This window comes from Paraburkholderia tropica (assembly GCF_014171495.1).
GTDB classification, from domain to species: Bacteria; Pseudomonadota; Gammaproteobacteria; order Burkholderiales; family Burkholderiaceae; genus Paraburkholderia; species Paraburkholderia tropica.
Genome location: NZ_CP049136.1, coordinates 1,337,719 through 1,363,549, shown reverse-complemented (window position 1 = coordinate 1,363,549; position 25,831 = coordinate 1,337,719). Strand labels below are relative to the sequence as shown.

Sequence of the window (25,831 nt, the reverse complement as noted above, 5' to 3'; positions counted from 1 at the left end):
CGTCTGATTTGCGTAATCACGCACGCGCAAGACGAAACACCGACACCGCTTCGCGCATGCGCTGCGATTGCGCTTCCAGCGCCCCCGCCGCAGCGGCCGCTTCTTCCACAAGCGCCGCATTCTGCTGCGTCACCTGATCCATCTGGCTCACCGCGTGGCCGACCTGTTCGATGCCGTCGCTTTGCTCGGCCGTGGCCGTCGTGATTTCGCCCATCAGCGTCGCCACATTACGCACGGCGCCGACGATTTCGCCCATCGTATTGCCAGCCTCCGTCACGAGCGCATTGCCGCTTTCCACACGGTTGATCGACTGGCCGATCAGTTCCTTGATATCGCGTGCCGCGCCTGCGCTACGCTGTGCGAGCGTGCGAACCTCGCCGGCCACCACGGCGAAACCGCGCCCCTGTTCGCCTGCGCGCGCCGATTCCACCGCGGCATTGAGCGCAAGAATGTTGGTCTGGAAAGCGATGCTGTCGATCATGCCCGTGATCTCGGCGATCTTTTTCGAACTCGCGCTGATCTCCGCCATCGTGCGCACGGCGCGGCTCACCACGTCGCCGCCCTGCTGCGCGAGATCGGCCGCGCCGCCCGCGAGCGTACTGGCTTCGCGAGCATGCTCGGCGTTCTGGCGCACCGTCGACGTCAGTTGCTCCATGCTCGCCGCCGTTTCTTCGAGCGACGCCGACTGCTGTTCCGTGCGGCTCGACAGATCGAGATTGCCTGCCGCAATTTCGCGCGCGGCCGTATGGATCGCTTCGCAACTATCGCGCACGCCGGCCACCGTCTGCGTGAGTCCCGACTTCATACGCTGCATCGCCGCGAACAGCAGACCGATTTCGTTGCCGCTCGCTTGCGGCACCTGCACCGTGAGGTCGTTCGAGGCGATGCGATCGAGCACGTCCGCCGCGAGCGCGAGCGGCTGCGACACCACGCGGCGCAGCGCGAAATGCGTGGCGACGATCAGCGCCATCGCGAGACTCACGCCCAGCACCACCATGCCGACGATCCACTGATACTGCGTGTTGGCGTTCGCGAGGCCGGTTTCGGAAAGCTGATTGGCCAGTTGCTGAAATTGCTCGACATTGGCCGAATAGGCCGCGCCCGATGACGTGATCGCGCTGTCGTTGAGCATAGCGTACGCGCCGGTATCGCCGCTCGCGAGCGCATCGCGGGCACGCGCGAGATTCGTCGCGAGTTGCCCCGACGAATCGATCAGGCTTGCCTTGAGCGTTGCGTCCATGCCGTCGAACGGCACGGCCTTCTGAAACGCCTGCGTTTCGCTCGCGGATAGATCCAGCGTGCGTTGTGCGCTCTTGAGCGCGGCGTCGCGTCCGGCCGTATCGTTGCGCTCCTTGAGCGCGGTGTAGGCGCGCATCAGCGCCGAACGCGTGCGCGCGGTGTCCTTGTAGGCATCGTTGACGAGAATGGTTTGGCGCGCCATTTCCCGCAACGATTGCGTATTGCCATTCGCGCTATGCAGCGCAGTGATGCCCATCAGCCCGCCCAGCAGAATCATCGTCGAGAAGATGGCGAGGACAGCCAGCAGGCTGGCCCGTACGGTTACATTGCGCATGCTGCGGGTGCCGGCGGTGGCCGATTGGTCGTTGAGATACTTGCAATAACGGCAATAATCGCGCGCTGCTTTAGAGGTCGTTTAAAAAGTCTTTTCATCAGACTTTTTAAACCAGAAGATGCCCTGAAACAGTGCGAAAAGCTTTAAAAAAAAACGGCGCTACGCATCGCGCGGCGCCGCTTTCTGCGGATCGCTGAAACCTCAATCGTGGTGCATTGTGCTTCGCACTTTCGCGACCTGACCGGCGTCCACCGCGCCCGCGTGATTCGACCAGCCGCCGCGCACGAAAGTCGCCAGCGCGGCCACTTCGTCGTCGCTCAAACGATAGGCGAAGCCCGGCATCGGCAGCACCGACGGTGCCTTTGCCGTCGACGGCGTTTGCGCGCCCGCGAGAATCACGTTGATAAGACCGGTCGGGTCCTTCGCATTCACCACGGTCGCGCCGTCGAGATGCGGGAACACGCGCGGCGCGCCCTTGCCGTTCACGAAGTGACACGCGCTGCAATTGTCAACATAGAGCCGCTCGCCGAGCGTCAGATTCTGCGCCGCCGTCAATTTAGCAGTCGTCGCGCTCGCGCCAGTGGGCGCTGCCGCTTGCGCGGTCTCCGACGCCGACAAGGTCTTCAGATACGCCGCAATCGCGTTGAGATCGGCGTCGCTCAAATGCGAGGTGCTGTGATAGACCACCGACGTCATTTCGCCCGCGACCGCCGCCTGGCTGTTGCGACCCGTCTGTAGATAATCGACGATGTCCTGTTGGCTCCAGCGCGACATGCCGCGCAGCGCGGGCACGTTCCAGCCGTTGAGCTGGCCGCCCGCGAGGAACAACGCGTTGCTGCTGTCGAGCGCTTTCTCGTTCATCGCGAAGCCGCGCGGCGTGTGGCAACTGCCGCAATGGCCGAGGCTCTCGACCAGATACGCGCCGCGGCGCACCTGATCGCTCGCGCCGTCCGGGCCGCTGAACGGTTTATCCGACGTGAATGCCCAGTTCCACAGTGCCATGCCCCAACGCTGGTTGAACGGGAAGCTCAGCGAGGTTTCCGGCGCGGCATCGTCGCTCGGCGCGACGCCCTGCATGAAGTACGTGTAGAGCGCGTGAATATCGGCATCCGACACCTTCGCGTACGACGGATACGGCATCGCCGGATACAGATGCGAACCGTCGGCGCGAATGCCCTTACGCACGGCGGCGGCGAACTGCGCCTCGGTGTAGTTGCCGATGCCGTTCTGCTTGCCCGGCGTGATATTGCTCGAATAGATCGTGCCGATGTTGCTCACGATCGGCAGCCCGCCCGTATAGGGCTTTCGGCCCGCCGCGCTGTGACACGCCATGCAGTCGCCCGCACGCGCCAGATATTCGCCCTGCTTGATGAGCGCGGCTTGCGCGGCTTGCGTGCTTTGCGCGTTTTGCACGGCAGCGCCGGTTTGCGCCGATGCGCCATGCACGGCCAACGACGCACCGAGCGCCACGGCCGTCACGAGCGCCGCGGACGTAAAGGTCTTGAGGAAATTCATGACGATCATGCCTGCACGAGAGGACCGGGGTTCTTGAGATACTGTTCCTTGATCGCGCGAGCGGCGAACAGTGTGATCGCGCCGATGGTCGCGGTCGGATTGGCCTGGAAATTCTGCGGAAACGCATTGCCGCCCGGCACGAACACGTTGTGCACGTCCCAGCTTTGCAGATAGCGGTTCAGCGCGCTCGTTTCCGGCGAATCGCCCATCACCGCGCCGCCGACGTTGTGCGTCGAAACGTATTTGGTGATGTCCCAGTGCGAGTCCATCGCGAGGAAGCTTTCCGAATAGCTGTCCGGATTCAGTTCCTTCGTGACATCGAGCACGATCTTGCGCAGATGCTGCTGCAGCTTCAGTTCGTTCTGTTTCCAGTCGAACGTGATACGCAACAGCGGCTGCCCCCACGGGTCCTTGTAGGTCGGATCCAGATCGACATAGTGATCGCGATACGACATGCAGCTCGTCGTGATGCTGATCTTCATCGAATGGCCGTACCAGTCCTGCATGCCTTCCTTCCAGCCCTTGCCCCACGCGGGCGTGCCGTGCGGCAGCGCGGTGCCGATCGGCGCGCCGCTCGACTGCGAGCTGTGAATCTTCGCGCCGCCGAGAATACCGAGCGACGGACCGTCGAAATTGCCCGGCGAGATGTCGTTGAACATCTGGCCGGTCGCGCCCGCCGTGGCGAACGGATTGAAATTCTTGTCCTTGAAGAACAGCGTTGCGCCGCCATTACTCAGGAATGCATAGTTTCTGCCGATGGTGCCCTTGCCGCTCACCGGGTCATACGGCTTGCCGATGCCCGACAGCAACATCAGCCGCACGTTGACGAACTGGAAGCCCGCCAGCACGACGATCTTCGCGGGCTGGAACACTTCGTTGCCGTGCGCGTCGGCGTAGGTCACGCCCTTCGCGGTCTTGCCGTCGGCGTGCATGTCCACGCGCAGCACGTTCGCGTTCACGCGGTACGAGAAGTTATCCATGCGCTTGAGCGCGTCGAGCACCGCCGTCTGCGGCGACGCCTTCGAGAAATTCAGGCACGGATACTTGCTGCAATAGCCGCAGTAATTGCACGGTGCGATCTGATTGCCGTACGGATTCGTCCACGCGCGCGACACGTTCGCCGAGGGATTCGGAAACGGGTGATAGCCGAGCTTGCGCGCCACGTCGGCGAACATCGTGTTGTTCAGCGTGTCTTCGAGCGCGGGCAGCGGCGCCGGGTTTGAACGCGGACCTTCGAACGGATCGCCGCCCGGCATGATCTTGCCGCGCAGATTGCCGGTCTTCGCCGAAAGGCCGCAGACCTTGTCGAAGAAGTCGTAGTACGGCTCGATCTCGTCCCACGTGAACGGGAAGTCCTGCACCTGCATGCCGTCTTCGAGCTGGCCTTTCTTGTAGGCCTGATCGGCGTAAGTCTTGAGCTTGAGGTCGGTCGGCGTCGGACGGATCAGCACGCCGGTCCAGTGCAGACCCGAACCGCCCACGCCGGTGCCCGGCACGAAAGCGCCCCACTTACGCGTGGGCAGCGCCGTATCCTGCGCCGAATGGCGCACGGTGAGCGCGCCGTCGCGCGGCGTCACCATGATCTTGTTGCGCACGCCATAGGCGTATTGATCGGCCGGCTTCGGATACGCGAAGTCGGCATTGCTGCGGTCTTCGCCGCGTTCGAGCGCGCGCACTTTCAGGCCTGCCTGCGCGAGTTCGATGCTCATGAGCGAGCCGGCCCAGCCCAGTCCGACGACGACGACGTCGACTGCGTCATTGGTTATTTTTGCCACGGTGTTCCTCGTTGATTCTGAATACGCGAAGTGCTTCGCGATCGGTCACGCGATCACGCGCGCGAAAGTCCTGCGCTCAAGCGCGAAGTCCGTTCAGGCTCACGGGCCCGAGCGGATATTTCACGTTGTGCTGCGAGACCCATTCGAGGAAGCTCGCCCGGGCGCCGGGAAAACCAATGGCAATCCAGGCTTTCATGCCTTTATTGCCGCCGTACATCGGATCGGAGAGATAGCCGTTTTTCGAATCCGAAATCATTTCGCCGAAAAACTGGCTGGCCTTGAGCGCGCTTTCGCCGCCGTCGGCAAAGTGAATGTCGTTGTCCTGCAGCGCTTTCAGCACGACGTCCTGCGTCGCCGCGTCGAGTTCGCTGAAACGCTTGTGATACTTCTGGCGGCAATACGCATCGGTCAGCTTGATGCCGCGCTGATAGATCTGCTGCGGCGTGTACGGCAGTTGATAGCCGAGCTCTTTCGGCGCCTGCGTATTGAACGGCCCTTGCAGATAAATCTCGCGGCCGAAATCGCCATGCATCTGCTGATCGATGAAAACCGGCACGTTGGTTTCCAGCGCGCCGGGACCGCGTCCGTCGGCCGGAATCAGACGGTCGCAGGCCGCGAGCATGAACGCCCATTCCTCGGCCGAAAAGAACGCCGGACGATAGGTTTTCAGATCCGGCGCGGCCATTTCGGCGGCCTCGGCGGCGCTCAGCGTGTTGACGAAGACGCCCATCGTCGGCAGCGCGAGCACGGCCGTCAGGAGGAATTTACGTCTTGATGCAGAAATGTCAGACAACATGGTCGATTGGTTCAGCTGTCGCGAGAGTCGGGGTGGTCTGAGCGGATTGCCGACGCGCTACAAGCCCCTGCACAACGGGGCGTCGGTCATCGCTTCAATATTTGGGATCGCGACCATACCATAAAGTTGTCGTACATCAATACCAAGTGTGCAAAATTGGTCCTGCGGCTGTCGTTCTCCGCTTGCGCGACGGCTTTTGTTTGTGCTTGTCTTTCTCCCGAAATGTGTGCAGACTACATATGTGCAGATTGCATGTATTGGGAGACGTATGACTCAGCGCACGGAAAACCTGCTCGGCGCGCTCGCCGTGCTGGTGATGGACGACATGGTCGCGCTCGATTCCGTGGCGGCACTCGCCGGCCCCACCGCGCGGGCGATGCTGAACGCCATCGGCCAGTATCCGGACGCATCGATCGAACTGTTGCGCGACGCCGTCGCGCTCTCGCATCCGGCGGCGGTGCGCGCCGTCGCGGCGTTGGTCGACGCCGGTCTCGTCGAAAAACGCCCCGGCGTCGACAAACGCTCCGTCGCCCTCGCGCTGACCGACGCCGGCCGCCGCGAAGTCGCGGCCCTGCAACGTGCGCGCGACGCACTGCTCACGCGCATCGTCGGCCATCTCGACGGCAACGAGCGCCAGCAGCTCGAAGCGCTGCTGATCAAGGTGCTCTGGCACGAAACACGCGACGCCGCGCAGGCGATGCAGCTTTGCCGCTTCTGCGACGACGGCCCGTGCCTCAAAGCGGGCTGTCCGATCGAATGCCGCGAAACCGGGCTGCCGATGCCCGCCGGGAGCGCGCCGTGAACGAAGCTGCACCCGCTGCGCCCACGGTGCGCTGGCGCGCGATCGCCGCGCTGACCGCCGTCTCGACGCTCGCGCAGATCGGCCAGTTCGGCCTCGGCTTCATCGTGCTGCCGGTCTGGCTCGCGCATCAGGGACTCGACGCGCCGCGCGCCGGGCTGTTCGCGGCGTCGCAATGGATCGGCATGCTCGCGGGGCTGATGGCGGCGCCCGCGCTGGTCGCGCGCGTCGGCGCTAAATACACGGTCTCGCTGGGGCTCGCGGCCAGCATCGCGGCGTTCGCGACGGTGCCGTGGCTGGCGTGGCCGTGGTGGATCGCGCCCGGCATGCTGATGGGTCTCGGGATCGGCCTGCGCTGGATCGCCAACGAATCCTGGCTTTACGGACTCGTGCCGGATGCGCTCAGCGGCCGCGTGGTCGGCGTGCATGAAACCCTGATCGCGGCGGCGGGCGTCGTCGCGCCCGCGCTGGCCGCGTGGTGCGGGCCCGCCGGTTCCGTGACGATCGTCGCCGGCCTGGCCTTCACGTTGGCCGCCGCGATTCCGCTGTGGCTGACCGCTTCCGGGTCGCCCATCGGGCCAGCAGTCGCGCCGCCCGCGCGCGAAACGCCGGGCCAAAGCAACGCGCGCTCCATGCCGGTCAGCGCGCTCGTCGCGCTGGGCATGGTGGTGGTCGCCGTCGGCGGCCTCAGCGACGGCGCGCTCTACGGCCTGTTCCCGCTCTACGCCGCCGCGCGCGGCATGACCGGCACCCAGACCACCGTCCTGCTCGCCTGCGTCGGCCTCGGCGGCATGGCGCTGCAATTCCCGGTCGGGTGGATGGCCGACCGCGCGGGCCTCGGCAAAACCGTGGTCCTCTGCGCGATGACGAGCACGCTCGCCCTGGTCGCGTTCGCGCTCGCCGCGCCCACGTCCTGGCGCTTCGCCGCGAGCGCCTTTCTCGCGGGCGGCATGAACAGCGCCTTCATCACGCTCGGCATGTACGCGGCCGCCGCCGGCGAGAAAGACGCGCTCGTGCGCAACATGCGGCGCGTGTCGCTCGCGTTCACGGGCAGCTCGATCGTCGGTCCGCTGATCGCGGGCGCGGCGATGGCGCGTCTCGGCAACGACGTGCTGCTCTGGCCGCTCGCCATCGCGAGCGGCATGCTGACGGTTTTTACGCTCGGCATTTTCGAAGGACGCCGCCAGCGCAACGCGCCTTCACCTGCCAACTGAACCCGCGAGCTAAACCGCGTCATCGACTCGCACCGCGCAGCGAAAACGCAGCGGCCATGCAGCCAAGCATCGCAACGCCCGCAATCAGAAACGCATCGCTATACGCCATCAGCAGCGCTTCGTGCAGCACGCGCTGCTCGATGATCGCGAGCGCCGTTTCGTGCACGCCGTCCAAGCGCGCGCGCGGCAGCGCGTCGGCGTGCGCGAGATGCCTCTGCGCCACGAGCCGCGAGAGCGCTGCCATCCGTTCCTGAAACGCGCTCGCGTAAGGCGTGATCGATTCACCGATCCGCATGGCATGCAGCTTCTCCCGCTCGACCACGATCTGGCTCGCGAGCGCGATGCCGATCGCGCCGCCCACGTTGCGCACCATATTGAACACGCCCGAGGCCGACCCGAGCTGCGCCTTCTCGATCCCGTCCACCGCCATCACCGACAGCGCGATCACCACCAGCGACTGCCCCACGCCGCGCACGATCAGCGACGGCACGATTACGTTCGCGGCGGAATCGGCGTCGAGATGGATATTCATCAGGCAGCCCACAGCGACCAGCGCAAAGCCCGCGACGATCGCCATTCGCGGCCCGACGACGCGCATCAGCGGCGGCGTGGCGAACGACATGGCGAACTGCACGAGCCCATACGGAATCATCGTCATGCCGATATCGCGCGCGCTATAGCCCTGCGTCTGCGCGAAATAATTCGGCACCAGAAACACCACGCCGAACACCACCGCGCCGAACATGAATTGCATCAGGCTCGCCACGCCGAAGTTGTAGCGCCCCAGCAGACGCAGGTTGATGAACGGCTGCGCGCGCTTTAATTCGATCGCCACGAACGCGACAAGACCGAGCGTCGCCACGCACGACAGCAGCACGATATCGTGCGAGGCGAACCAGTCCTTGCGTCCGCCTTCTTCGAGCACAATCTGCAATGCGCTCAATCCAACCACCATTGTCAGGATGCCGAACCAATCCGCATTCTTCAAGCGCGCGAGATCGACGGGAACAGGCTTGATCGACCATGCAATCGCCGCGATCAGCGCGAGCGCGGGCGGAATCTGCAAATAAAAGATCCAGCGCCACGAATAGGCGTCCGTGAGCCAGCCGCCGAGCGACGGCCCCGCTGCCTGCGCGACATTGTTGGCGACGGCGAACAGCGCCATGCCGAGCGCGCGCCGCGACGCCGGCAATTCGGTGGCGATGAGCTGAAACGAGAGCGGAATCAGCACGCCGCCGAACGCGCCCTGCAAGGCCCGCGCGGAGATCATCGAGCCGATCGTCGGCGCGAGCGAGCACGCCAGCGAGAACGCGAGAAACCCCGACGCCCCGACCAGCAGCACGCGTCGCGCGGAAAACACCTGCACGAGCCAGCCCGTGAGCGGAATCACAACGATCTCGGCGACGAGATACGCGGTCGTGATCCACGATCCTTCCTCGAAGCTCGCGCCCAGCGCGCCGCGAATGTCGGGCAGCGAGGCGTTCGTCACGTGCACGTTCATGCCCGCCATGAAGCAGCCGAACACGCCGCCGAGCACGGCGACCCACGCGCGCAGCGAGACGGTTTCTTCGGCGGCGGGTGTGGATTGCGCCGATTGCACCGATTGCGGGGTCATCGCGCCGCCTCGCGCGTATCCACATGCGCGACCACCGACATGCCGGGCCGCAGCACGACGTCGCGCGGCAGCGGATCGAGCGCGACCTTCACGGGCACGCGTTGCACGATCTTCGTGAAGTTGCCGGTGGCGTTATCGGGCGGCAGAAGCGCGAATTCCGCACCCGATCCCGGCGCGATGCCGCGCACGCGACCGTGCAGCGTGCGGCCCGAAAACGTATCGATGTCTAGCGTGACAGGCTCGCCGTCGCGCATATGTTCGAGCTGCGTTTCCTTGAAGTTCGCGACCACGTAGACATCGCGCATCGGCACCACGGCGAGCAGCGGCGTGCCCGCCTCCACGTACTGCCCCGCGCGCACGCTGCGCTGTCCGACCATGCCGTCGCGCGTGGCGACGATGCGCGTATGGTCGAGATCGAGGTCCGCGAGCACGCGTTGCGCCTGCGCCGCCGCGAGCCGCGCGCGCGCCGCGTCGATCGCCGCATCGTCCTGCGCACGCCGACGCTGCAACACCTCGGTCTGCGCGCGCTGCGCCTGCGCCGCCGCCTTCGCGCGCGCATACTGCGCGTTCGCCTTGAGCGCGTCGGCGTGGGCCGCTTCCCAGCGCTGGCCGCTCGCGGCTTCGTCGGCGAGCAAGGCCTGATAGCGCGCCGCGTCGGCGTTGCGGCGCGCGGATTCGGCGCGCGCGGCGTCCACGTCGGCCTGCGCTTCGTCGATCGCGCTCGCCTGCTGCGCGATCTGCGCATCGAGCGTGCGCGACGCCGCCTGCGCCTCGCCCAGCGCCGCCTGCGCGCTCGCGACCGCTGCCGCAGCCGCTTGCGCTTTGGCGCGGAAATCGCGGTCGTCGAGCTGAACGAGCACGTCGCCGCGACGCACGGGCTGATCGTCGTCGACGGCCACGCGCGTCACGTAGCCCGACACGCGCGGGCTCACGGTCACGACATCGGCGCGCACATAGGCGTCGTCCGTCGATTCGACGAAGCGCGCGACGCGCCACCAGTGCCAGCCCCACGCGCTGGCCGCCAGCAGCGCGAGCACGCCGCCCGCGACGATCCATACACGTTTCGGATGCCTGATCTTTTTAACTTCGGTTTCAGTTTGGGTATCGACAGTCGTACTCATGCTTGTGATCTTGTTTCGAGAATGAATGAAGCCGCGCTCAGGGCTGCCAGCCACCGCCGAGCGCCTTGAACACCGCCACCTGATCGAGCGAGACCTGCTGCGCGGACTGCGCGAGCGCCGCGTCCACGTCCACGAGGCTGCGCTCCGCGTCGAGCACGCCGAGCGAATCGAGCGCGCCCGCGCGGAACTCGCGCTCGGCGAGCGTGAAGGCGCGAGCGTGCTCGGCGCGCGCCGTCTGCAACGCATGGCGCTCGCGCCACGCCGCGCCGTAACGCGCGAGCGCCTGCTCGGTTTCCTGCAAGGCGCGCAACACGCTCGCATCGAACGCGGCGCGCGCGCCGGTGTCGTCGGCACGCGCCGCGCCCAGTTCGGCACGGCTCGCCGCCAGATTCGGAAAGCGCCAGCTAATCAGCGGGCCGATACCCCACGCCACCGCATACCGGTCGCCGATCGATGCGGGATTGCCCGTCGTCGACAGCCAGTTCACCGAGCCGCCCAGCACGATGGCCGGATACAGCGACGCCTGCGCCGCGCCGACGCGGGCATGCGCCGCCGCGAGCTTGCGTTCGGCCTCGCGCAGATCGGGACGACGGCGCAGCAGCGCCGCGCCGTCGCCGAGCGGAAACGGCTGCGCGAGCGCGGGCGGCGTGCGGCACTGCACGGCGGCCGGCGGAATCTCGGACGGCGCCTGACCCGTGAGCACCGCGAGTTCGTAGAGCGCGGCGCGGCGCTCGCCTTCGAGCACGGGCAGACGCGCGCGCGTGTCGTCGGCGAAAGCGCGCGCGCGGGCGAGGTCCATCGGCGCGACGAGGCCCAGCGCCTGCTGCCGCGCCGTGAGCGCGGCGATGCGCTCGGCCACCTGCTCCGAGCGCATCGCCACGCCGATACGCGCGCCAAACGCACAGGCCCGCGCGTAGGCGCTCGCGGTTTCGGCGGCGACGCTCACGCGCATGGCGTCGGCGGCGGCTTGCTGGGCGTCGGCGTCGGCATGCGCGGCAGCGACGAGATCGTGCACGCGTCCCCACAGATCGACCTCCCACGACAGCGCGAAACCCGGCGCCCAGCCGAAGCGCGTCGGCGCGCTGCCGCTGTTGCGTGCGGCGGCCACGATCTGGTCGTCGGTGTGGCGGCCGTAATCGACGCCGAACGTCGCCTCCGTGGCGGGCAGGTGCGCGGCGTCGGTTTGCGCGAGCACGGCGCGGGCGCGTTCGACGCGCGCGGCGGCCACGGCGAGATCGCGGTTCTGCGCGAGCGCGTCGCGGATCAGCGCGTCGAGCGCGGGATCGTCGTAGAGCCGCCACCAGTGATCGGGCGGCGCGGCGCTCACCGAGTTGGGCGTCGAAGCGGCGGCGTCGAACGGCGCGGTGCGCTCGGCGGCGGCCACGGGCGCGCGATAAGCCTCGGCGGTCGAGCACGCGGCGAGACTCGCAGTCAGCGCAGCCAGCGCAGACACCGCGGCGGTCAATAACAGCGCGCTCGCAACGCGCAATGAAACGGGAGGAACAGACGTGGACAGCATCGTGAAGTCGATGAAGGGAAAACGATCGGGCGGAAACATCGACGTCATGATAGGGTCGAGCCCTTTGGTCAATCGCGCGCGTAATGTGCATTCATCGTCGGGAAATTGACACATGAACGGCTTCTTCGAGGCGCTCGACGCGCAGGACAAAGCGCGCCAGATCGGCGTGATCGCCACCGATTCGCCCGCGGGCCTTGCGTTTCCGGCGCACACGCACGCGCAGGCGCAACTGATCCTCGCCATCGACGGCGTGATGATCGTGCGCGCCGAGGCCGGCAGTTGGGTCGTGCCGCCAGGACGCGCGGTCTGGGTGCCGGGCGGCACGCGCCACGAAATCGAAATGGCCGGCGACGTGCGCATGCACTCGCTGTTCGTCGCTCACGAAGTGCGGCCGAGCCTGCCGCGCGATTGCCGCGTGATCGGGGCGAGTGCGTTGCTGCGCGAGTTGATCGTGACCGCGCACGGCCTGCCCGCCGACTACGACCTCAACCATCGCGCGGGCCGCGTGCTGGCGCTGATCCTCGACGAAGTGGAAATCGCCGCACCGCTCGCGCTGCATGTGCCGATGCCGCGCCATCCCGCGTTGAGCGCGCTGTGCACGCAACTGATCCGCGCGCCCGCCGATCCGGTCACGCTCGAATCCTGGGCGCGCGCGGCGCATATGACCGAGCGCACGCTCGCCCGCGCGTTCAAGCGCGAAACCGGCATGACGCCCGGCGCGTGGTGGCGGCACGCGCGCCTGCTGCTCAGTTTGCCGAGGTTGTCCGCCGGAGTGTCGATACTCGAACTCGCGCTCGAGCATGGTTACGACAGTCCGAGCGCGTTCGCGGCGATGTTTCGCAAGGTGCTGGGCATGCCGCCTAGCGAGTATCTGCGGCGAAAGTAGGCAGAGCAGTTTGCCTTGCGTGCAAACAAATGCCGCGCCCTTGCCTTTTCATACGTGTTTTAAAGCCATTTAAATGCAATTCGCATCGTTATTCGAATGCCGCTATTCGAGTATTTTTTTACAGCCGCCATTCAAGGGTCATTCCACATTTCTTAGGCGTCCTTTTCGGGTTTATTCGGGTTCTGCCTCGCTATTGCGCGCAAACGTTTCTATGTATACTCGACGCAATTTTTAAAAGGAAATGGACGCACGGGGAAGTGGTAACCGCGTCCACGCCAAGTCTCGCCACATGCAGTTCACACGAGTTGAACGAAAATGACCGGCTACTACGATCCCTCGCTTGTCGTGCTCTCCTGCCTGCTCGCGATCTTTGCCTCATTCACGGCATTGGATATTTCCGATCGCCTCGATGTCATCGGCAAACGCCCGCTTCTTCCGTGGATCGCATTCGGCGGATGCATCATGGGGCTCGGCATCTGGTCGATGCATTTCATCGCCATGCTGGCGTTCCATCTGCCGATCTCCGTCGGCTACAACGTTCCCATTACCGTTGCTTCGCTGGCGATTGCCATCGTCGCGTCCGCAATCGGTTTTCTGCCGCTGTGCCGTTACGAACTGAGCTGGCCGCTGCTCTCGGGCGCCGCCGTTGCCATGGGGCTCGGCGTGGCGGGCATGCACTATCTCGGCATGTGGGCGATGGATATCTGCCCGGCCATTCACTACAGCATCGGCCTCGTGATCGCGTCGGTGATCATCGCCATCATCGCGAGCGGTGCGGCGTTGCTGCTGGCTTTCGACCTGCGCCGCCGCCATACGATGCGCCGCGTCCGGCAGATCGGCTCGGCAATCGTGATGGGCGTCGCGGTGTGCGGCATGCATTACTGCGGCATGGCCGCCGCGCAATTCGAAGCGGGCAGTTACTCGGTCGCCGATCTGCGCAATATGCCGGTGCCCTGGCTCGCGGGCATCGTCGTGACATTCAGCCTGCTGATTTTCGGGGCGTCCATCGTGATTGCCATGCTCGACGCACGCAATAGCGCGAAGTCGCGCGCCATGGCCGATGCAATTCTCGACAACCATGTGAATCGACGCAATCCGGCGCGCTAATCGTGTCGCCGGAATCGGCGGAAAGATTCGGAAAGCAAAGCATGCTTGCCTGAGCGCCCCATCGCCATCGAATCCCGTTGATGACGTTGACAACGGGGCGCTGTTTTGCGAGTATTTTTTCGTCTTGGGGTACCGTCCTCTCCGCTTGCTCTAACGTTCGGTATAAACGTGGAGTTGGCGAGGTACGTGCATGCCCTCCACTCAAGCCGCCTGGCTCATTCTTGCTGCAAGTGTCGCCGCTGAAGCGCTCGGCACCGTAGCACTCAATTTATCCGCCGGTTTCAGCCGCCTTTTTCCGTCGATATTGACCATCGCGTGCTATGCCGTGGCCATCTATCTGATGGCGGTCGCGACGAAAAGCATCGAAATGGGCATGGCTTACGCAGCGTGGGCCGGCAGCAGCGCGGCCCTCACGGCGGTCATCGGCATGCTGTGGTTTGGCGAATCGGTGAGCGCCGTCAAAGCCATCGGGCTCGTGACGGCGATTTCGGGCATCGTCTTGCTGAACTTCAGCAGCGGCGGCGCGTAGGCCGTCACCTCAAGGCAGCTCGCTTACCGTCGCATTCAGATTCGCGGCGATCTCGCGAGCGCGTTGCTTCTCGTCATCGCCCATGCGTTCGGACAGTCGCGCCTCCACGATGCGGATGGCAGCGGCGTACGCCGGGACGCCGTCACGCGCCTCGAAGCCCGTTCGCGCGCGAGCGATCCACGCCGCGCCGAGCGCGCGATCGCGCGGGACGCCATTGCCGGTCAGAAAGCGCATGCCGATGTCGTACTGCATCAGCGGATTGCCGAGCAGCGCCTCGTTCAGACTCGACAAGCCATCCCAGCGCTGACGCCGCACACCGGCGGGCGCAAGACCGTCCTCGCGCCAGAGACTCGCGGCCGCGTCCGCCGGCACCAGCCAGCGCCGCTCGTCGTTGCCGAGGCGCGTTTCGTTGCCCGCCGCGAGCGCCTGCAAGGCGAGCGCGATCTGCGATTGCTCCGCGCCGCCACGCGCGCCGCGCTGATGCAGTTGCCGCGCACGCGCCGGATCACGCAGCGCGCGCGGCCCGATTTCGTACCAGGTCGCGAGGTCGCTGGCCGCCCAGTCGTCGCCCGCGGCCATCGACTTTTCGAGCCAGACGCGGGCGGCTGCCGGATCGCGATCGACGCCGCGTCCGTACGCGTAATCGACGCCCAGCATCCGCTTGGCTTCCGCATCCGCGGGCGCGGCTTTCGACGCCCACGCGAACGCCTCGTAGGCATCCGCACGGCCGCCGAGTCCCGTCAGCAGATGCCACGCCAGCGAGCCTTGCGCCGATGCATTGCCCTGCTCCGCCGCGTGCCGGAACCAGTACGTCGCCGCCGAGAGATCGGGCGCGACGCCATCGCCGAGATCGTAGCTGTCGCCGAGCATCGACTGATATTTCGGATCGCCCTGTGCCGCGAGTTTCCACTGCCAGTACGCGCGGTTGGTGTCGCTGGCGATGCGGTTGTCCGCATCGGCGAGAATTTTCATCGCGAACGCATTGCCGCCGCGCGACGCGTCCTGACACCAGCGCGCCGCAAAATCGGGGCGGCGGTCCACGCCGTCACCGCCGTACGCGTACAGACTGCAAAGCCCGGCCAGCGAAGCCGGATCGCCGAGCCGCGCGCCCTGCGAGAACCAGTTCAGCGCGGCGGCCGGGTCCGGCTTGACCGCGCCGCCGTTTGCGTAGGCGTACGTGTAGCCCAGCGCGCCGTAGGCGGCGGGCACGCGGCGCTTCGCGGCGGCTTCGAGCCATTCGACGCCCGTCTTGCCCGACGCGGTCTGCCGATGCTGCGCCAGATAAGCGCCCAGCGAGACGCTGGCCGCCGCATCGCCCGCGTCCGCCGCGAGCACGAGATAGTGCAGGCCGAGCGCCTCGTCGCGCGGCACCGCGGCGCCCGCGAGATATTGATTGCCGATCCAGCGCGCGGCCTCGACGTTGCCCTGATCCGCCGCCTCGCGATACCAGGCCATCGCGCGCGCCTTGTCGACGGGCGTGCCTCGCCCGATCCATGCCAGCGCGGCCGCCGAGACCGCCGCATCCGCGTTGCCGCGCTCCGCGCCCTCGCTCGCGAGCCGGTACGCCTTCGCGAAATCGACCGGCTCGCCCACGCCGCGCGCGGCATAGATCGCGAGATTCAGCGACGCCACGCCCAGCCCTTGCGCGCGCGCTTTCTCGAACCAGACGCGCGCTTCGGCCGGGTCTTTGTGCGTGCCCCAGCCTTCGCGCAACATCACGCCGAGGTCGTTCTGCGCCGTCGCCAGCCCCGCCTCGGCCGCGCCGCGCATCCAGCCGTTGGCCGCGTCCAGATCGACGGGACCACCGCCGCCCGTGCGATAGAGATTCGACAGGGCGAAGCGCGCGGCGGCATCGCCTTCGAGCGCGGCCTTGCGATACCACGCGCGCGCCTGCGCGAGATTCTTCGTGACGCCCGTTCCGGCCGCGTAAAGATTGCCCATGCGGCGCTGCGCGTAGACCGAGCCGCTAGCCGCCGCGCGCGCCATCAGTTCGAAGCCGCGGCGCGCATCGCGCGGCACGCCGACGCCGCTCAGATACGCATCGCCCAGCACCGCCTCGGCGCCGACGTTGCCTTGACGCACGGCTTCGCGCAGCCATCCCACGCCGTTTTCGGGGTTACGCGGCACGCCGTTGCCCTGCAGCAGCGCGAGGCCGAGCAGCAGTTGCGCGAGCGGATCGCCGCCGGTTGCGCCGCGGATCATCCACGAAGCCGCGAGTTCGGGATCGCGCGGCACGCCGCGCCCGATGGCGGCGAATTGCGCCGCGTTGGCCGCGCCGTTCGCCGAGCCTGCTTCCGCGGCCTGCACGAAGTAGCGATACGCTTTTTCGTTGTCGACGGGCTGGCCTTCGCCGTTCGCGCTCATCGCGCCGAGCACGTCGGCTGAAATCGCATCGCCCCGCGCAGCGGCGGATTCGAACCAGCGGCGCGCGCCTGGCAGATCCGCGGGCACCACGCTGCCGTCGCGATAAAGATTGCCGAGCATGCGGCGCGCGAGCACCGAGCCGTCGAGCGCCGCCGATTCGAGCATCGCGAGACCGCGATCGGTCTCGCGCGGTCCGCCGTAACCGTAGGCCACCATCTGGCCGTAGATCGCCCGCGCGGACAGATTGCCGTTCGCCGCCTCGAGCATGCAGCGCGCGCGCTCGTCCTTCGGCTTGTCGAACAGCGACGCCGCCCAGGCGCGATAGTCGAGCATCAGCACGCAAGGCGTGGTGGGATCGTCGACCACCCGCACGGCATCGAGCGCCGGAAAACCGCTGCCCGCCAGCCACGCCGCCGACGCCGCGCGCGGCGGCGCGGGCAACGCCGCCGCCGTGCCGGGCTGACCGGCGAACGTGGCCAATGCGGCGACCGCGGCAAAAAGCGCAGTCAGCCCCAACGCACCCGCTTCCCGGCGCGCCGCTTTACGTCTCAATCGTCGCGCCTTCATGGTTGCTGGATCGTCACGTTCCGGATGACCACGTCGGTGTGGCCGTCTTCGCTGTCGTACGACTTCCACAACTGAATGCCGTAGCTCATCAGCAGCGCGGCATCGTAGCGCGTCGTCTTCCCCTTCTTCGTCACGTACTGGCAGTGCAGATCGACGGCATCGCCTTCGAACGTCCTGAAGATCGTCGAGGCGGGCACCGTCTTGCCGACCTGGCAGGAGCGCGCGGTCTCGCCGTCCTCCGACGGCAGCGGCACGGGCATCTCCAGCGTGCGCCCTTCGAGCATCGGCCGGCTCGCGGCATCGATGGCCGCGCCGTCCTTGAGCGTGCCGAGGCGCGTGAGTACGCGCGTGCCGACGTTTTGCGTCAGCAGATCCTGAACGCCGTAGCTCAGGTAGAAGTGCGACCAGCCCGGCGAACCGCTCGTGACGACCGGTGTCACCACTTCGGCCACGACGCCGTTGTTGCGGCGGTTCACGTATGTGTCCGTGAACGGCGACGGCTGGTTGGGCACCGACTGATGCCGCCATTCGCCGTCGATCACGAGGCGCGAGTACGGCATCGGATGGCTGCCGTTCGCGGGCAGTTTGCCGCGCAGGGCGTCGGGCATGCGCCGCTCGTCGAACATGTCGTCGAGATAGGCGAAGGGATCTGCCTGCACGCTCGCGCGCGGCGACGTCTTGCTGCCCAGCATATGGAAGATCGCGTAGGTCGCGCGCTCACGCGATGCGCCAGGCAAGTCGTTGATTGCGTCGAGGCCGCTGCCCATCACCTGGCAAATGGCGGCCTGTTCCTTCACATCGGGCTGCACTGTCAATTTGGCGTCGAGGACCGATTCGACTTCGGCTTCGGCGTCGAGCAGTTCCGCGAGCGTGTAGTGTTCGTCGCTCGATGTGCCCTCGTCGTCGGCGACAATGATTTCGAAGGCGTCGAGCAGATCCTGGAGACCCTGCGGGGAGAGCGCGTTCGCCAGCACGATGAAGTTCTTCCCGTCGGCCTGCAACACGGCGCAGTCGTTCTTCGGACCCTGCGCCAGGTGACTCAACAGGCGCAGCACGCGCACGCGGTCGTCGGGCGACAACTGGCCGCCGAACGGGTCGCCCGCTTTCGTGAACTGGGTGAACTTGACGCGGAAAGCTTCGTCGGTGGCGAGCCGCGCGAAGAACTTCATCATCGACTGGCCCTTCGGCGAGTCCGGATCGAATCCGTTCTTGACGAGCATCTGGCGCAGACGCTCCTGGGCCAGGGCGGCCTGGGCAATCGTCGGCGTGGCCTGCGTTTCCGATGCCGATATCGGCGCGGCGGGTTGCGCACTGCGCATGTCCAGCGCGTGGGCGCTGAACGCCGTGAAAATCAACATCGCCCCGGAAAGTCTGGTCTTTAGCTTCATGTTGTTCGAATGTGCGCTGCGGAAATAAAACGGGAGCGGCCTGCGACGCGCAGGCGGCCAAACGGCATATCGGCAGGAGAGTGACGGGACTTGAGCGTTTCGTGCGGCTTTCTTCGACTGCGACAAAACTGCTCATCTTTTTCGGCCACAACAATGCCTGAGCATGATGAATATCAAGCGTAAAGCACATCGGCAGACTTTTGAGACGGCCTTCCTTACTATTTCAGGATTGATCGCGATGCCGTCGCCGAACCCTCCTGACCCTGACCGCCCGCGCGTCCCGAACCCGCAACTCGAAGCGAACCCGCGCCGAAGTCGACACCACGCCTATGCAATCTGAATCAATCGCCCAACGCCCTCCGACCCGCTTTTCGCAGTTCCTCGCACTCACGAAGCCCCGCATCGCCAACCTCGCCGTTTTCTCCGCCGTCATCGGCATGTTTCTGTCGACGCCGGGATCGGTGCCGTGGCGCGTGCTCGTGGGCGGCACGCTGGGCATCTGGCTGCTCGCGGGCGCGGCGTTCGCGTTCAACTGCCTGCTCGAACTGAAGATCGACGCACGCATGAATCGCACGCGTCATCGCGCCTCCGCGCAAGGCGCGATCGCGCCCGCCGAAATCGCGGTGTTTTCGCTCACGCTCGGCGCAGCGGGCGCGTTCCTGCTGGCGACCTGCACCAATGTGTTCACGATGTGGCTCACGATCGCGACGTTCATCGGCTATGCGCTGATCTACACCGCGATCCTCAAGCCCGCGACGCCGCAAAACATTGTGATCGGCGGCTTGTCGGGCGCGATGCCGCCCGCGCTCGGCTGGGCGGCCGTCACCAATACGCTGCCCGCCGACGCCTGGCTGCTCGTGCTGATCGTGTTCGTCTGGACGCCGCCCCACTTCTGGGCGCTCGCGCTGTATCGCCGCGAAGATTATCGGAAATCCGGTCTGCCGATGCTGCCGGTCACGCACGGCATCCGCTTCACGCAGCTGCAAATCCTGCTCTATTCGATCCTGCTGTGCGCCGTCGCGGTCATGCCCTGGCTGACCGGCATGAGCGGCAGTCTCTATCTGATTTGCGCGATCATTTTGAGCGCGGCGTTTCTCATGTATGCCGTCCGGCTTTATCGACATTATTCGGACGCGCTTGCGAAATCGATGTTTCGTTATTCGATTATTTATCTGACGCTTCTGTTCGCGGTGCTGTTAATCGATCATCGACTGATTACGTGAGGAAGGCGGCGCATCGCGCTGCGCTACGACACCAGCCTCGCCGCCGAGGCGAGATAAAGCGGCGAGGGATCGCGCCGGTCTTCGCACCAACACGTGTAGCTCATTTTGATCACGTGATCGTCGTCGGATGCGATTGCTTTTTTGCAGACGTCGCGCCATTCGATATGAGGATCCACGACGCGCGTGTCCGTTTGCGCGCGTTCGCCAACCGTTGCGTAAGCGGCGCAGAGCGCGATCCAGAAGTCCGGCATCAATTGCTCGACGAGGCGTGCGTCCAGCAACGCAAAGACGATGCGCGCCGCACGCGTTACCGTGACCGTGTGCAGCAGCGTGAAATCCGGCCTGCGCCAATAGGCGTCGATAGTCGCGCGCGCGATCTCATCGAGCACGCCTGCGCGCAGCGGCAACGCGAGAACCGCCGACGCAAACCGCGGATCGTCGGCAACTGCCAGCACGCGCGAGGTAATCGTGTTCTGCGCAAACGACACGCCGCGAAAGGCCTCGCCGACCTGATCGAATCCTTCGCCGATACTTGCCGCCTCGCGACGTTTCGAGTCGGCGCGAATATCGATCGGCAGATGCGACGCAATCAACGACGCCAGTCCCGATGCGATTTCGCCGGCATGCCCGGCTTCGATCCCATACGCGAGCCGGATGATCGAATGAAAAGCCTGCGTTGCAGGCGCGAAACGCACTTCGCTTAATACACTCGCGATAACCGACGCAGGACCCGTATCGGCGATCCAGTCGAGAAAACACAGGCGCAATGCGCCGAATGCCGCGCGCGTTCCCAGATGCGTTTTCCATTCCCGCCGATCGATACGCGTCACCACCAGCGGCGCGCTCAATGCATACGTGGATGCCCACCTGTCGAAAAACGCGCTGAGCCGCGCCGACGACGCGCCCATTTCCGCGAGCGCAACGAGCGCCATCGGACAATGATTGGTCGTGCCTTTCGCGCCGAGATCGAAGCGCGCATTGGCGTCGAGCAATGCGTTCAAGGTGCTGCGGACAGAATCGCTGCGCATGGGGACGTCTCTCGAACCGTGAAGGGAAATGGCATTGTCAAAGTTCAAGTACACTTGAAGTCAAGAAACTCCGCGCGAAAAACGCATGACCGAAACAACGCTTACGATTGGCGAACTGGCGAAGCGCGCCGGCGTAGCGGCCAGCGCGATCCGCTTCTATGAAGATCAAGGGCTGATCAGCAGCACGCGCACGGGCGGCGGGCACCGACTGTATCGACGGGACATGCTGCGTCGGGTGGGTTTTATCCGCGCGGCGCAGGCCGTTGGCCTGAATCTCGCGGACATCCGGTCGGCGCTCGACGCGCTGCCCAATCAGCGCACGCCCACGAAAGCGGACTGGACGCGTCTCTCGCGTGCGTGGCAGCCCCTCATTCAGGAACGCATCGACGGGCTCATCGCCTTGCGCGATCAGCTGGCGTCCTGCGTGGGCTGCGGTTGCCTCTCGCTGAAATCGTGCTCGCTCTACAATCCGGACGACGTCGCGCGTCGTCGCGGCAGCGGCGCGCGCTATCTGATGGGCGATACGTCGCGCGCCGTGCTGGCCGAAGAGATCGACGCGAAGAAAAAATAAAAGCGCTATTACACGGGCAATTACCCAGGCAATAAACCCGCGGCGCGATAACTCGCGATCAGGTCGTCGTACACGGCAATATCGCCGCGACTGCGGGCAATCAATTGCGCCCCGGCGATGGCCGCAAAAATGGCGCGGGCGCGCGCCTCGCTCTCGGCGGGACTGACCACGCGTGCAGCGGTGAGCACCTTGCCGAGCCATGCCACGTTCACGTCCGCGAAGGTCTTGACCTCCTGCATCACCACTGCCGGCAGATCGTCGGATTCGGCGGCCATGAAACTGCACAGGCAGATGCGATTGTCGTTCTTCAGCGCCTTGCGGAAGGTGTCCGGATAACGGCGCAGGCAATCGATCGGCTCGGCAGCGCTGGCCAGCGACGCCTCCAGCGACGCCGCGCAATCCTCCCAATAGCGCCGCGCGACCGCCGCGCCGAGATCAGCCTTGTTTTCGAAATGATGGTAGATACTCGCGGCCCGAATGCCGACCGCCTCGGCGAGATCGCGAAAATTCAGCCCGCCGTAGCCGTGCGCCTGTGCAATCTGCGTCGCCGCCGCCAGGATGCGCTCCCGCGAATTCGCGCCTGAATCGATCTTCACCACCCTGCCTCCGCAATCCGAAATGCCCGTTGACAAGCCGCATTGTACTCTCTATCGTAAACCTAACAAACGTTAGGTAGATTTTAGAGCGATCGTTTCAGAACGAGCGATGGCGTCCTTATCCCCACTCAGCGAGAGGCAAGCATGACGGCGAGCACCATGACGATCTACGATTTCCCCAAAGGTCCGTACCCCACGCGCGTTCGTATCGCGCTGGCCGAGACAGGACTCGATTCGCAGGTAAGATTTGTGATGGTCGATCTCTACACGGGCGAACACAAGCGGCCCGAATTCATCCGCGCGAAGAACTATTCGGGCACGCTGCCGGTTCTCGAACTCGAAGACGGCACCTGCATCGCCGAATGCACGGCCATCACCGAATATCTCGATACGCTAGGCGAAGCACCCATCCTGACCGGCAGAACCGCGCGCGAGAAAGGCCTGATTCACATGATGAGCAAGCGCGCCGAACTGGAATTGCTCGACGCCATCAGCGTGTATTTCCATCACGCCACGCCCGGACTCGGGCCCGACGTCGAGCACTATCAAAACGCCGAATGGGGATTTCGTCAGCGCGACAAAGCACTGAGAGGCATGCGTTATTTCAATGACGTGCTGACCACGCAGCCGTTTATCGCGGGCGATACGTTTTCGATGGCCGATATCACAGTGATCGGCGGTCTGGTTTTCGCGTCGATCGTCAAGTTGCCGGTACCCGACGAGTGCGAAGCGCTGCGAGCGTGGTATGCAAGGATGCGCGAACGGCCGAGTGTCAGCAAGCAGCCGGCGTACAACTGAGCGAGGACGGCTACGCTCCACGTACAATTCAAAGATTGATGACTCAATCGCCCAACGTGGAGCCTTCATGCCATTTTCAGGTAGCTGTCTGTGCGGATCGGTGAAATACGAAATCGATTCACTCGACTCGCCCATCGGACATTGTCATTGCCGGACTTGCCGCAAGGCGCACGCTGCCGCGTTCGCCACGACGGCGCGCGTCGCGCGCGATCATTTTCGCTGGACCGCCGGTGAAGCACTGCTGCGCAGTTTCGAATCGTCCGCAGGCAAGTTTCGCCATTTCTGTTCGGCTTGCGGCACACATCTCATTGCCGAGCGGCCGCTGCAACCGCATGTGATCCTGCGCGTGCCCACGCTCGACGAGGACCCCGGCCACAAACCGGCCATGCATATCTGGACCTCGCACGACGCGCCGTGGCTGGTCGACGGCGAAGCTATCCCGCGTTATCCCGAGTGGCAGCCTGAACGGCCGTCCGGGCGCTAACGCAGCCGAACCGTCGACGTCGCCACCCGTATCGCCGACAATGCGATTTCCACCCCACAGGAGTCGACGATGTTGAACGACGCGGTTCTGGCTTCCATGAAAAAAAGCGTGCTCTGCTGGCTGGCGACCGCCGATGCCAACGGCGCGCCGAATGTCTCGCCCAAGGAAATATTCTGCGCGCACGGGCCGAATGTTGTGTTGATGGCCAATCTCGCATCGCCGGGCAGCGCGGAAAACATCGCGCACAACCCGAACGTCTGCGTGAGCTTTGTCGATCCGTTTGTTCAAAAGGGATTCAAGCTAAAAGGGCAAGCCCGACTGCTGCACGAGAGCGATGAGGCATTCGCCACGCTCGCGTTGCCATTGACGCAACTCGCCGGACCGCGTTTTCCTTTCCGCTCGCTTTTCGCCATCGAGATTGATTGCGTCGAGCCGATTATTGCGCCGAGTTATCGGCTTTATCCCGAGACGTCCGAAGCGCGACAAGTCGAGTCGGCCATGAAAAGCTACGGCGTGCGACCGGATACGGACTGAACAGCCGATCAAGACGCGCGGCGCTTCTGCGATTCCATTCAGACTGCAGATTGCAGAATCAGGGCGGACAACCGGCGCGCCACCACGCACCGCTGTCCGCCGATACATCGATACGTCGATACTCAGATACTTAGACCGCTCCGCGATGAATGATCAGTGATCGGTCAGGCCGAGCATCTTGTCGAAGAAAACGGCCGCGACGATGCCCGCCACGAAACCGTTCTTCGGCGTCGCCGCGTAGGCCGGATTGCCCTACGTGCTCGTGTTCCACGTCCGCATGACATAGGGGCTCAGAATGATGCTGCGCGTGACGGCGATATTGGCGTCGAGCTTGAGGCCGTACTGCGTGCGTCCGACCGTATAGCCCGTGCCGCCCGCAGCGAGATTCTCCTGTTTCAGATATTCCTGCTCGTGCGGCGTCAGCGTCGCCCAGTTCAGCGAAAGCGAGAAGCTGTCGTGCGGACGGCTACGCAGCGGCGCCTCCACAATCACGCCCGCACTGCCGGTCATCGCGATGCCGTAGCTCGACCGCGAATCGAAGCTGCCGGTGGCCGTCGCGAACAGCGAGACGGCCGTCGGGTCCGGTGCGCCCGCGAGGCCACCATCGGCGCGCCACACCACCTGACGCCCGCCGAAGTACATGCCCGAGGTGCCCTTGTGCGTTTCCTCCGTGAGCGGGTCCGTCTGCGTGCGCGTGTTGTAGTAGAGCATCAGCTCATAGCTCTTGGGATAGGGATCGCTCTGATATGTCGTGCGATAGGCAGTGCTCGCGAGCCACACGTTGCTGTCGGGCACGCTGTTGGTCCATTCCCAGCCGTTCGTGAACGGATACGCGGGATTCGAGCGGAACAGCCCCGCCTGCACCGACCACGCGGGCGTGATGTTGTAGCGCGCGCGGCCGCCCCAGTTCACGTAGACAGGCGGATTCATCCCCGCGCTGTTCTGCAGGATCGCGCTCTGGCAACCGAAGCCCTGATTGCACACCGGCGCGCCGAAATACGCGCCCGCATTGGTCTTGCCGAACTCCACATCGAGCTTGTCGTGAAACGCCTTCTGCTCCCACGTGAAGATGCCCAGATGCGAAACCTGCGGCACGTACGGGCCGGGCTGCCCCGCGAGCACGTCGCCCACCTGGGTGCCCCACGCGAGATTGTTCGTGAACGGCACGAAGAGCTGCTGAAAGTGGATCGTCGCGCCTGGAAAGCCCGCGATCTTCTCCATGTCGAAATCGCCGCCCACCGAGATGAAAGTCAGCGCTTCGTGATTGCCCGTTTGCTGGCCGACGCTCGGGTTCGTGAGATACATCTGCACGAGATTGAGCGTGGGCGTGAAGCCCCAGTCGTTGAGCTTCTGGCCGATGCCGGCGAGCGGTCCCTGACGCGGGCTCGACGCCGGCGCGGGCGCCGCGTCGCCGATGTGCGAAACGCCGAGTTGATTGGTCGACGGAATGCCCTGCTGCACCGACGGCCGATCCGTGGACGCCTGTTTGACCGTGCCGTCGCTGGCAGCGAGCGTCAGTGCGGGCTTCGCTGGCGTCGCTTGTTTCGCTGACTTCGATGCATTGGCCGAAGGGGCTGCGTCGTCGGCACTGTCTGGGCCGGTTGACGTGGTCGGTGCCGTCTGCGCGAAGACCGCGCCGCTCGCCAGCATCGCCGCTATCGCGAGCGACATCGACGAAAGACGCCATGCGTTGATTTCTCGTTTAATCAGGATTCCAAACCGATGAATCGTCATTATTATCGTCTCCAGATTTTTGTGGCAAAACGCGTTCCGTCGCGCCTCGTGACGGGCGCGTTCCGGATTCAATGAGAACTTCTAGAAAAGGCTGA

The 25,831-nt window shown here is 65.1% G+C and carries 22 protein-coding genes; 10 read left to right on the top strand and 12 right to left on the bottom strand.

Annotation, left to right across the window (positions count from 1 at the left end):
• Nucleotides 1-16 precede the first annotated feature (16 nt).
• The 4 genes from G5S35_RS29630 to G5S35_RS29615 form a co-directional block, all read right to left on the bottom strand.
• A complete protein-coding gene (locus G5S35_RS29630) occupies nt 17-1,573 on the bottom strand; it encodes a methyl-accepting chemotaxis protein (RefSeq protein ID WP_065062512.1) in 1,557 nt (518 codons plus the stop codon).
• Nucleotides 1,574-1,774: 201 nt separating this feature from the next.
• The gene (locus tag G5S35_RS29625; protein WP_183039668.1) at nt 1,775-3,088 is read right to left on the bottom strand and encodes a cytochrome c; all 1,314 of its coding nucleotides are present in this window, start codon (nt 3,086-3,088) and stop codon (nt 1,775-1,777) included.
• A gap of 5 nt (nt 3,089-3,093) precedes the next feature.
• Nucleotides 3,094-4,863: a GMC family oxidoreductase gene (locus tag G5S35_RS29620; protein WP_065062551.1), complete on the bottom strand. Its 1,770-nt coding sequence runs from the start codon at nt 4,861-4,863 to the stop codon at nt 3,094-3,096.
• A 76-nt stretch (nt 4,864-4,939) separates the two neighbouring features.
• Complete coding sequence (locus tag G5S35_RS29615) at nt 4,940-5,659, bottom strand: gluconate 2-dehydrogenase subunit 3 family protein (RefSeq protein WP_074983471.1); 720 nt, start codon at nt 5,657-5,659, stop codon at nt 4,940-4,942.
• Between the two features lie 268 nt (nt 5,660-5,927).
• On the opposite strand from G5S35_RS29615, the gene G5S35_RS29610 reads away from it, so the two are divergent.
• Nucleotides 5,928-6,461: a MarR family winged helix-turn-helix transcriptional regulator gene (locus G5S35_RS29610; RefSeq protein WP_074983469.1), complete on the top strand. Its 534-nt coding sequence runs from the start codon at nt 5,928-5,930 to the stop codon at nt 6,459-6,461.
• On the top strand, nt 6,458-7,672 hold the full coding sequence (locus G5S35_RS29605) for an MFS transporter (protein ID WP_237181591.1): 1,215 nt from the start codon (nt 6,458-6,460) through the stop codon (nt 7,670-7,672). The genes G5S35_RS29610 and G5S35_RS29605 overlap by 4 nt, the downstream gene beginning before the upstream one ends.
• A 19-nt stretch (nt 7,673-7,691) precedes the next feature.
• Here the strand turns inward: G5S35_RS29605 and G5S35_RS29600 are convergent, their stop codons facing one another.
• The 3 genes from G5S35_RS29600 to G5S35_RS29590 are packed head-to-tail and all read right to left on the bottom strand — an operon-like array spanning nt 7,692 to nt 11,975.
• Nucleotides 7,692-9,287, bottom strand: coding sequence for an MDR family MFS transporter (locus G5S35_RS29600; protein WP_183039666.1), 1,596 nt, complete (start codon nt 9,285-9,287; stop codon nt 7,692-7,694).
• Nucleotides 9,284-10,408, bottom strand: coding sequence for an HlyD family secretion protein (locus G5S35_RS29595; RefSeq protein ID WP_065062520.1), 1,125 nt, complete (start codon nt 10,406-10,408; stop codon nt 9,284-9,286). Before G5S35_RS29595 ends, G5S35_RS29600 begins: the two co-directional genes overlap by 4 nt.
• Nucleotides 10,409-10,445: 37 nt before the next feature.
• Nucleotides 10,446-11,975, bottom strand: a complete 1,530-nt coding sequence (locus G5S35_RS29590; protein ID WP_237181589.1) for an efflux transporter outer membrane subunit — start codon at nt 11,973-11,975, stop codon at nt 10,446-10,448.
• Between the two features lie 64 nt (nt 11,976-12,039).
• On the opposite strand from G5S35_RS29590, the gene G5S35_RS29585 reads away from it, so the two are divergent.
• The 3 genes from G5S35_RS29585 to G5S35_RS29575 all read left to right on the top strand — a co-directional run bounded on the left by G5S35_RS29585 (nt 12,040) and on the right by G5S35_RS29575 (nt 14,449).
• Entirely contained in the window at nt 12,040-12,813 is a 774-nt protein-coding gene (locus tag G5S35_RS29585) for an AraC family transcriptional regulator (protein WP_183039665.1), read from the top strand.
• Between the two features lie 315 nt (nt 12,814-13,128).
• A complete protein-coding gene (locus G5S35_RS29580; protein ID WP_183039664.1) occupies nt 13,129-13,920 on the top strand; it encodes an MHYT domain-containing protein in 792 nt (263 codons plus the stop codon).
• A 190-nt stretch (nt 13,921-14,110) separates the two neighbouring features.
• Nucleotides 14,111-14,449: a DMT family transporter gene (locus tag G5S35_RS29575; protein ID WP_110327481.1), complete on the top strand. Its 339-nt coding sequence runs from the start codon at nt 14,111-14,113 to the stop codon at nt 14,447-14,449.
• Between the two features lie 9 nt (nt 14,450-14,458).
• On the opposite strand, the gene G5S35_RS29570 is transcribed toward G5S35_RS29575, so the two are convergent.
• Complete coding sequence (locus tag G5S35_RS29570) at nt 14,459-17,365, bottom strand: tetratricopeptide repeat protein (RefSeq protein WP_237181587.1); 2,907 nt, start codon at nt 17,363-17,365, stop codon at nt 14,459-14,461.
• Nucleotides 17,366-17,376: 11 nt separating this feature from the next.
• Nucleotides 17,377-18,768, bottom strand: a complete 1,392-nt coding sequence (locus G5S35_RS29565; protein ID WP_183039662.1) for a hypothetical protein — start codon at nt 18,766-18,768, stop codon at nt 17,377-17,379.
• A gap of 329 nt (nt 18,769-19,097) precedes the next feature.
• On the opposite strand from G5S35_RS29565, the gene cyoE reads away from it, so the two are divergent.
• Nucleotides 19,098-19,991 (top strand): heme o synthase, encoded by an 894-nt coding sequence (gene cyoE / locus G5S35_RS29560; RefSeq protein WP_074983458.1) that lies wholly within the window; start codon nt 19,098-19,100, stop codon nt 19,989-19,991.
• Nucleotides 19,992-20,014: 23 nt separating this feature from the next.
• On the opposite strand, the gene G5S35_RS29555 is transcribed toward cyoE, so the two are convergent.
• Nucleotides 20,015-21,019, bottom strand: a complete 1,005-nt coding sequence (locus tag G5S35_RS29555; protein ID WP_183039661.1) for a questin oxidase family protein — start codon at nt 21,017-21,019, stop codon at nt 20,015-20,017.
• 85 nt (nt 21,020-21,104) lie between these two features.
• Between G5S35_RS29555 and soxR the strand changes: the two genes are divergently transcribed.
• Nucleotides 21,105-21,590, top strand: a complete 486-nt coding sequence (gene soxR, locus G5S35_RS29550) for a redox-sensitive transcriptional activator SoxR (protein ID WP_110327484.1) — start codon at nt 21,105-21,107, stop codon at nt 21,588-21,590.
• Nucleotides 21,591-21,610: 20 nt separating this feature from the next.
• Here soxR and G5S35_RS29545 read toward each other — a convergent pair whose 3' ends face one another.
• Nucleotides 21,611-22,186, bottom strand: coding sequence for a TetR/AcrR family transcriptional regulator (locus G5S35_RS29545; protein WP_183040042.1), 576 nt, complete (start codon nt 22,184-22,186; stop codon nt 21,611-21,613).
• A gap of 144 nt (nt 22,187-22,330) precedes the next feature.
• On the opposite strand from G5S35_RS29545, the gene G5S35_RS29540 reads away from it, so the two are divergent.
• The 3 genes from G5S35_RS29540 to G5S35_RS29530 all read left to right on the top strand — a co-directional run bounded on the left by G5S35_RS29540 (nt 22,331) and on the right by G5S35_RS29530 (nt 24,002).
• Nucleotides 22,331-22,984: a glutathione S-transferase gene (locus G5S35_RS29540; protein ID WP_237181585.1), complete on the top strand. Its 654-nt coding sequence runs from the start codon at nt 22,331-22,333 to the stop codon at nt 22,982-22,984.
• 67 nt (nt 22,985-23,051) lie between these two features.
• Entirely contained in the window at nt 23,052-23,468 is a 417-nt protein-coding gene (locus G5S35_RS29535) for a GFA family protein (RefSeq protein ID WP_065061568.1), read from the top strand.
• Between the two features lie 69 nt (nt 23,469-23,537).
• Nucleotides 23,538-24,002, top strand: coding sequence for a pyridoxamine 5'-phosphate oxidase family protein (locus G5S35_RS29530; protein WP_074983452.1), 465 nt, complete (start codon nt 23,538-23,540; stop codon nt 24,000-24,002).
• Between the two features lie 252 nt (nt 24,003-24,254).
• Here the strand turns inward: G5S35_RS29530 and G5S35_RS29525 are convergent, their stop codons facing one another.
• Nucleotides 24,255-25,736, bottom strand: coding sequence for a carbohydrate porin (locus tag G5S35_RS29525; protein ID WP_183039659.1), 1,482 nt, complete (start codon nt 25,734-25,736; stop codon nt 24,255-24,257).
• Nucleotides 25,737-25,831: the final 95 nt, after the last annotated feature.

Coding starts and splice junctions, on each gene's coding strand:
- G5S35_RS29630 (WP_065062512.1), bottom strand. CDS start 1,573: ATGCGCAATGTAACCGTACGGGCCAGCCTGCTGGCTGTCCTCGCCATC.
- G5S35_RS29625 (WP_183039668.1), bottom strand. CDS start 3,088: ATGAATTTCCTCAAGACCTTTACGTCCGCGGCGCTCGTGACGGCCGTG.
- G5S35_RS29615 (WP_074983471.1), bottom strand. CDS start 5,659: ATGTTGTCTGACATTTCTGCATCAAGACGTAAATTCCTCCTGACGGCC.
- G5S35_RS29610 (WP_074983469.1), top strand. CDS start 5,928: ATGACTCAGCGCACGGAAAACCTGCTCGGCGCGCTCGCCGTGCTGGTG.
- G5S35_RS29600 (WP_183039666.1), bottom strand. CDS start 9,287: ATGACCCCGCAATCGGTGCAATCGGCGCAATCCACACCCGCCGCCGAA.
- G5S35_RS29595 (WP_065062520.1), bottom strand. CDS start 10,408: ATGAGTACGACTGTCGATACCCAAACTGAAACCGAAGTTAAAAAGATC.
- G5S35_RS29590 (WP_237181589.1), bottom strand. CDS start 11,975: ATGACGTCGATGTTTCCGCCCGATCGTTTTCCCTTCATCGACTTCACG.
- G5S35_RS29585 (WP_183039665.1), top strand. CDS start 12,040: ATGAACGGCTTCTTCGAGGCGCTCGACGCGCAGGACAAAGCGCGCCAG.
- G5S35_RS29580 (WP_183039664.1), top strand. CDS start 13,129: ATGACCGGCTACTACGATCCCTCGCTTGTCGTGCTCTCCTGCCTGCTC.
- G5S35_RS29575 (WP_110327481.1), top strand. CDS start 14,111: ATGCCCTCCACTCAAGCCGCCTGGCTCATTCTTGCTGCAAGTGTCGCC.
- G5S35_RS29565 (WP_183039662.1), bottom strand. CDS start 18,768: ATGAAGCTAAAGACCAGACTTTCCGGGGCGATGTTGATTTTCACGGCG.
- cyoE (WP_074983458.1), top strand. CDS start 19,098: ATGCAATCTGAATCAATCGCCCAACGCCCTCCGACCCGCTTTTCGCAG.
- G5S35_RS29555 (WP_183039661.1), bottom strand. CDS start 21,019: ATGCGCAGCGATTCTGTCCGCAGCACCTTGAACGCATTGCTCGACGCC.
- soxR (WP_110327484.1), top strand. CDS start 21,105: ATGACCGAAACAACGCTTACGATTGGCGAACTGGCGAAGCGCGCCGGC.
- G5S35_RS29540 (WP_237181585.1), top strand. CDS start 22,331: ATGACGGCGAGCACCATGACGATCTACGATTTCCCCAAAGGTCCGTAC.
- G5S35_RS29535 (WP_065061568.1), top strand. CDS start 23,052: ATGCCATTTTCAGGTAGCTGTCTGTGCGGATCGGTGAAATACGAAATC.
- G5S35_RS29530 (WP_074983452.1), top strand. CDS start 23,538: ATGTTGAACGACGCGGTTCTGGCTTCCATGAAAAAAAGCGTGCTCTGC.
- G5S35_RS29525 (WP_183039659.1), bottom strand. CDS start 25,736: ATGACGATTCATCGGTTTGGAATCCTGATTAAACGAGAAATCAACGCA.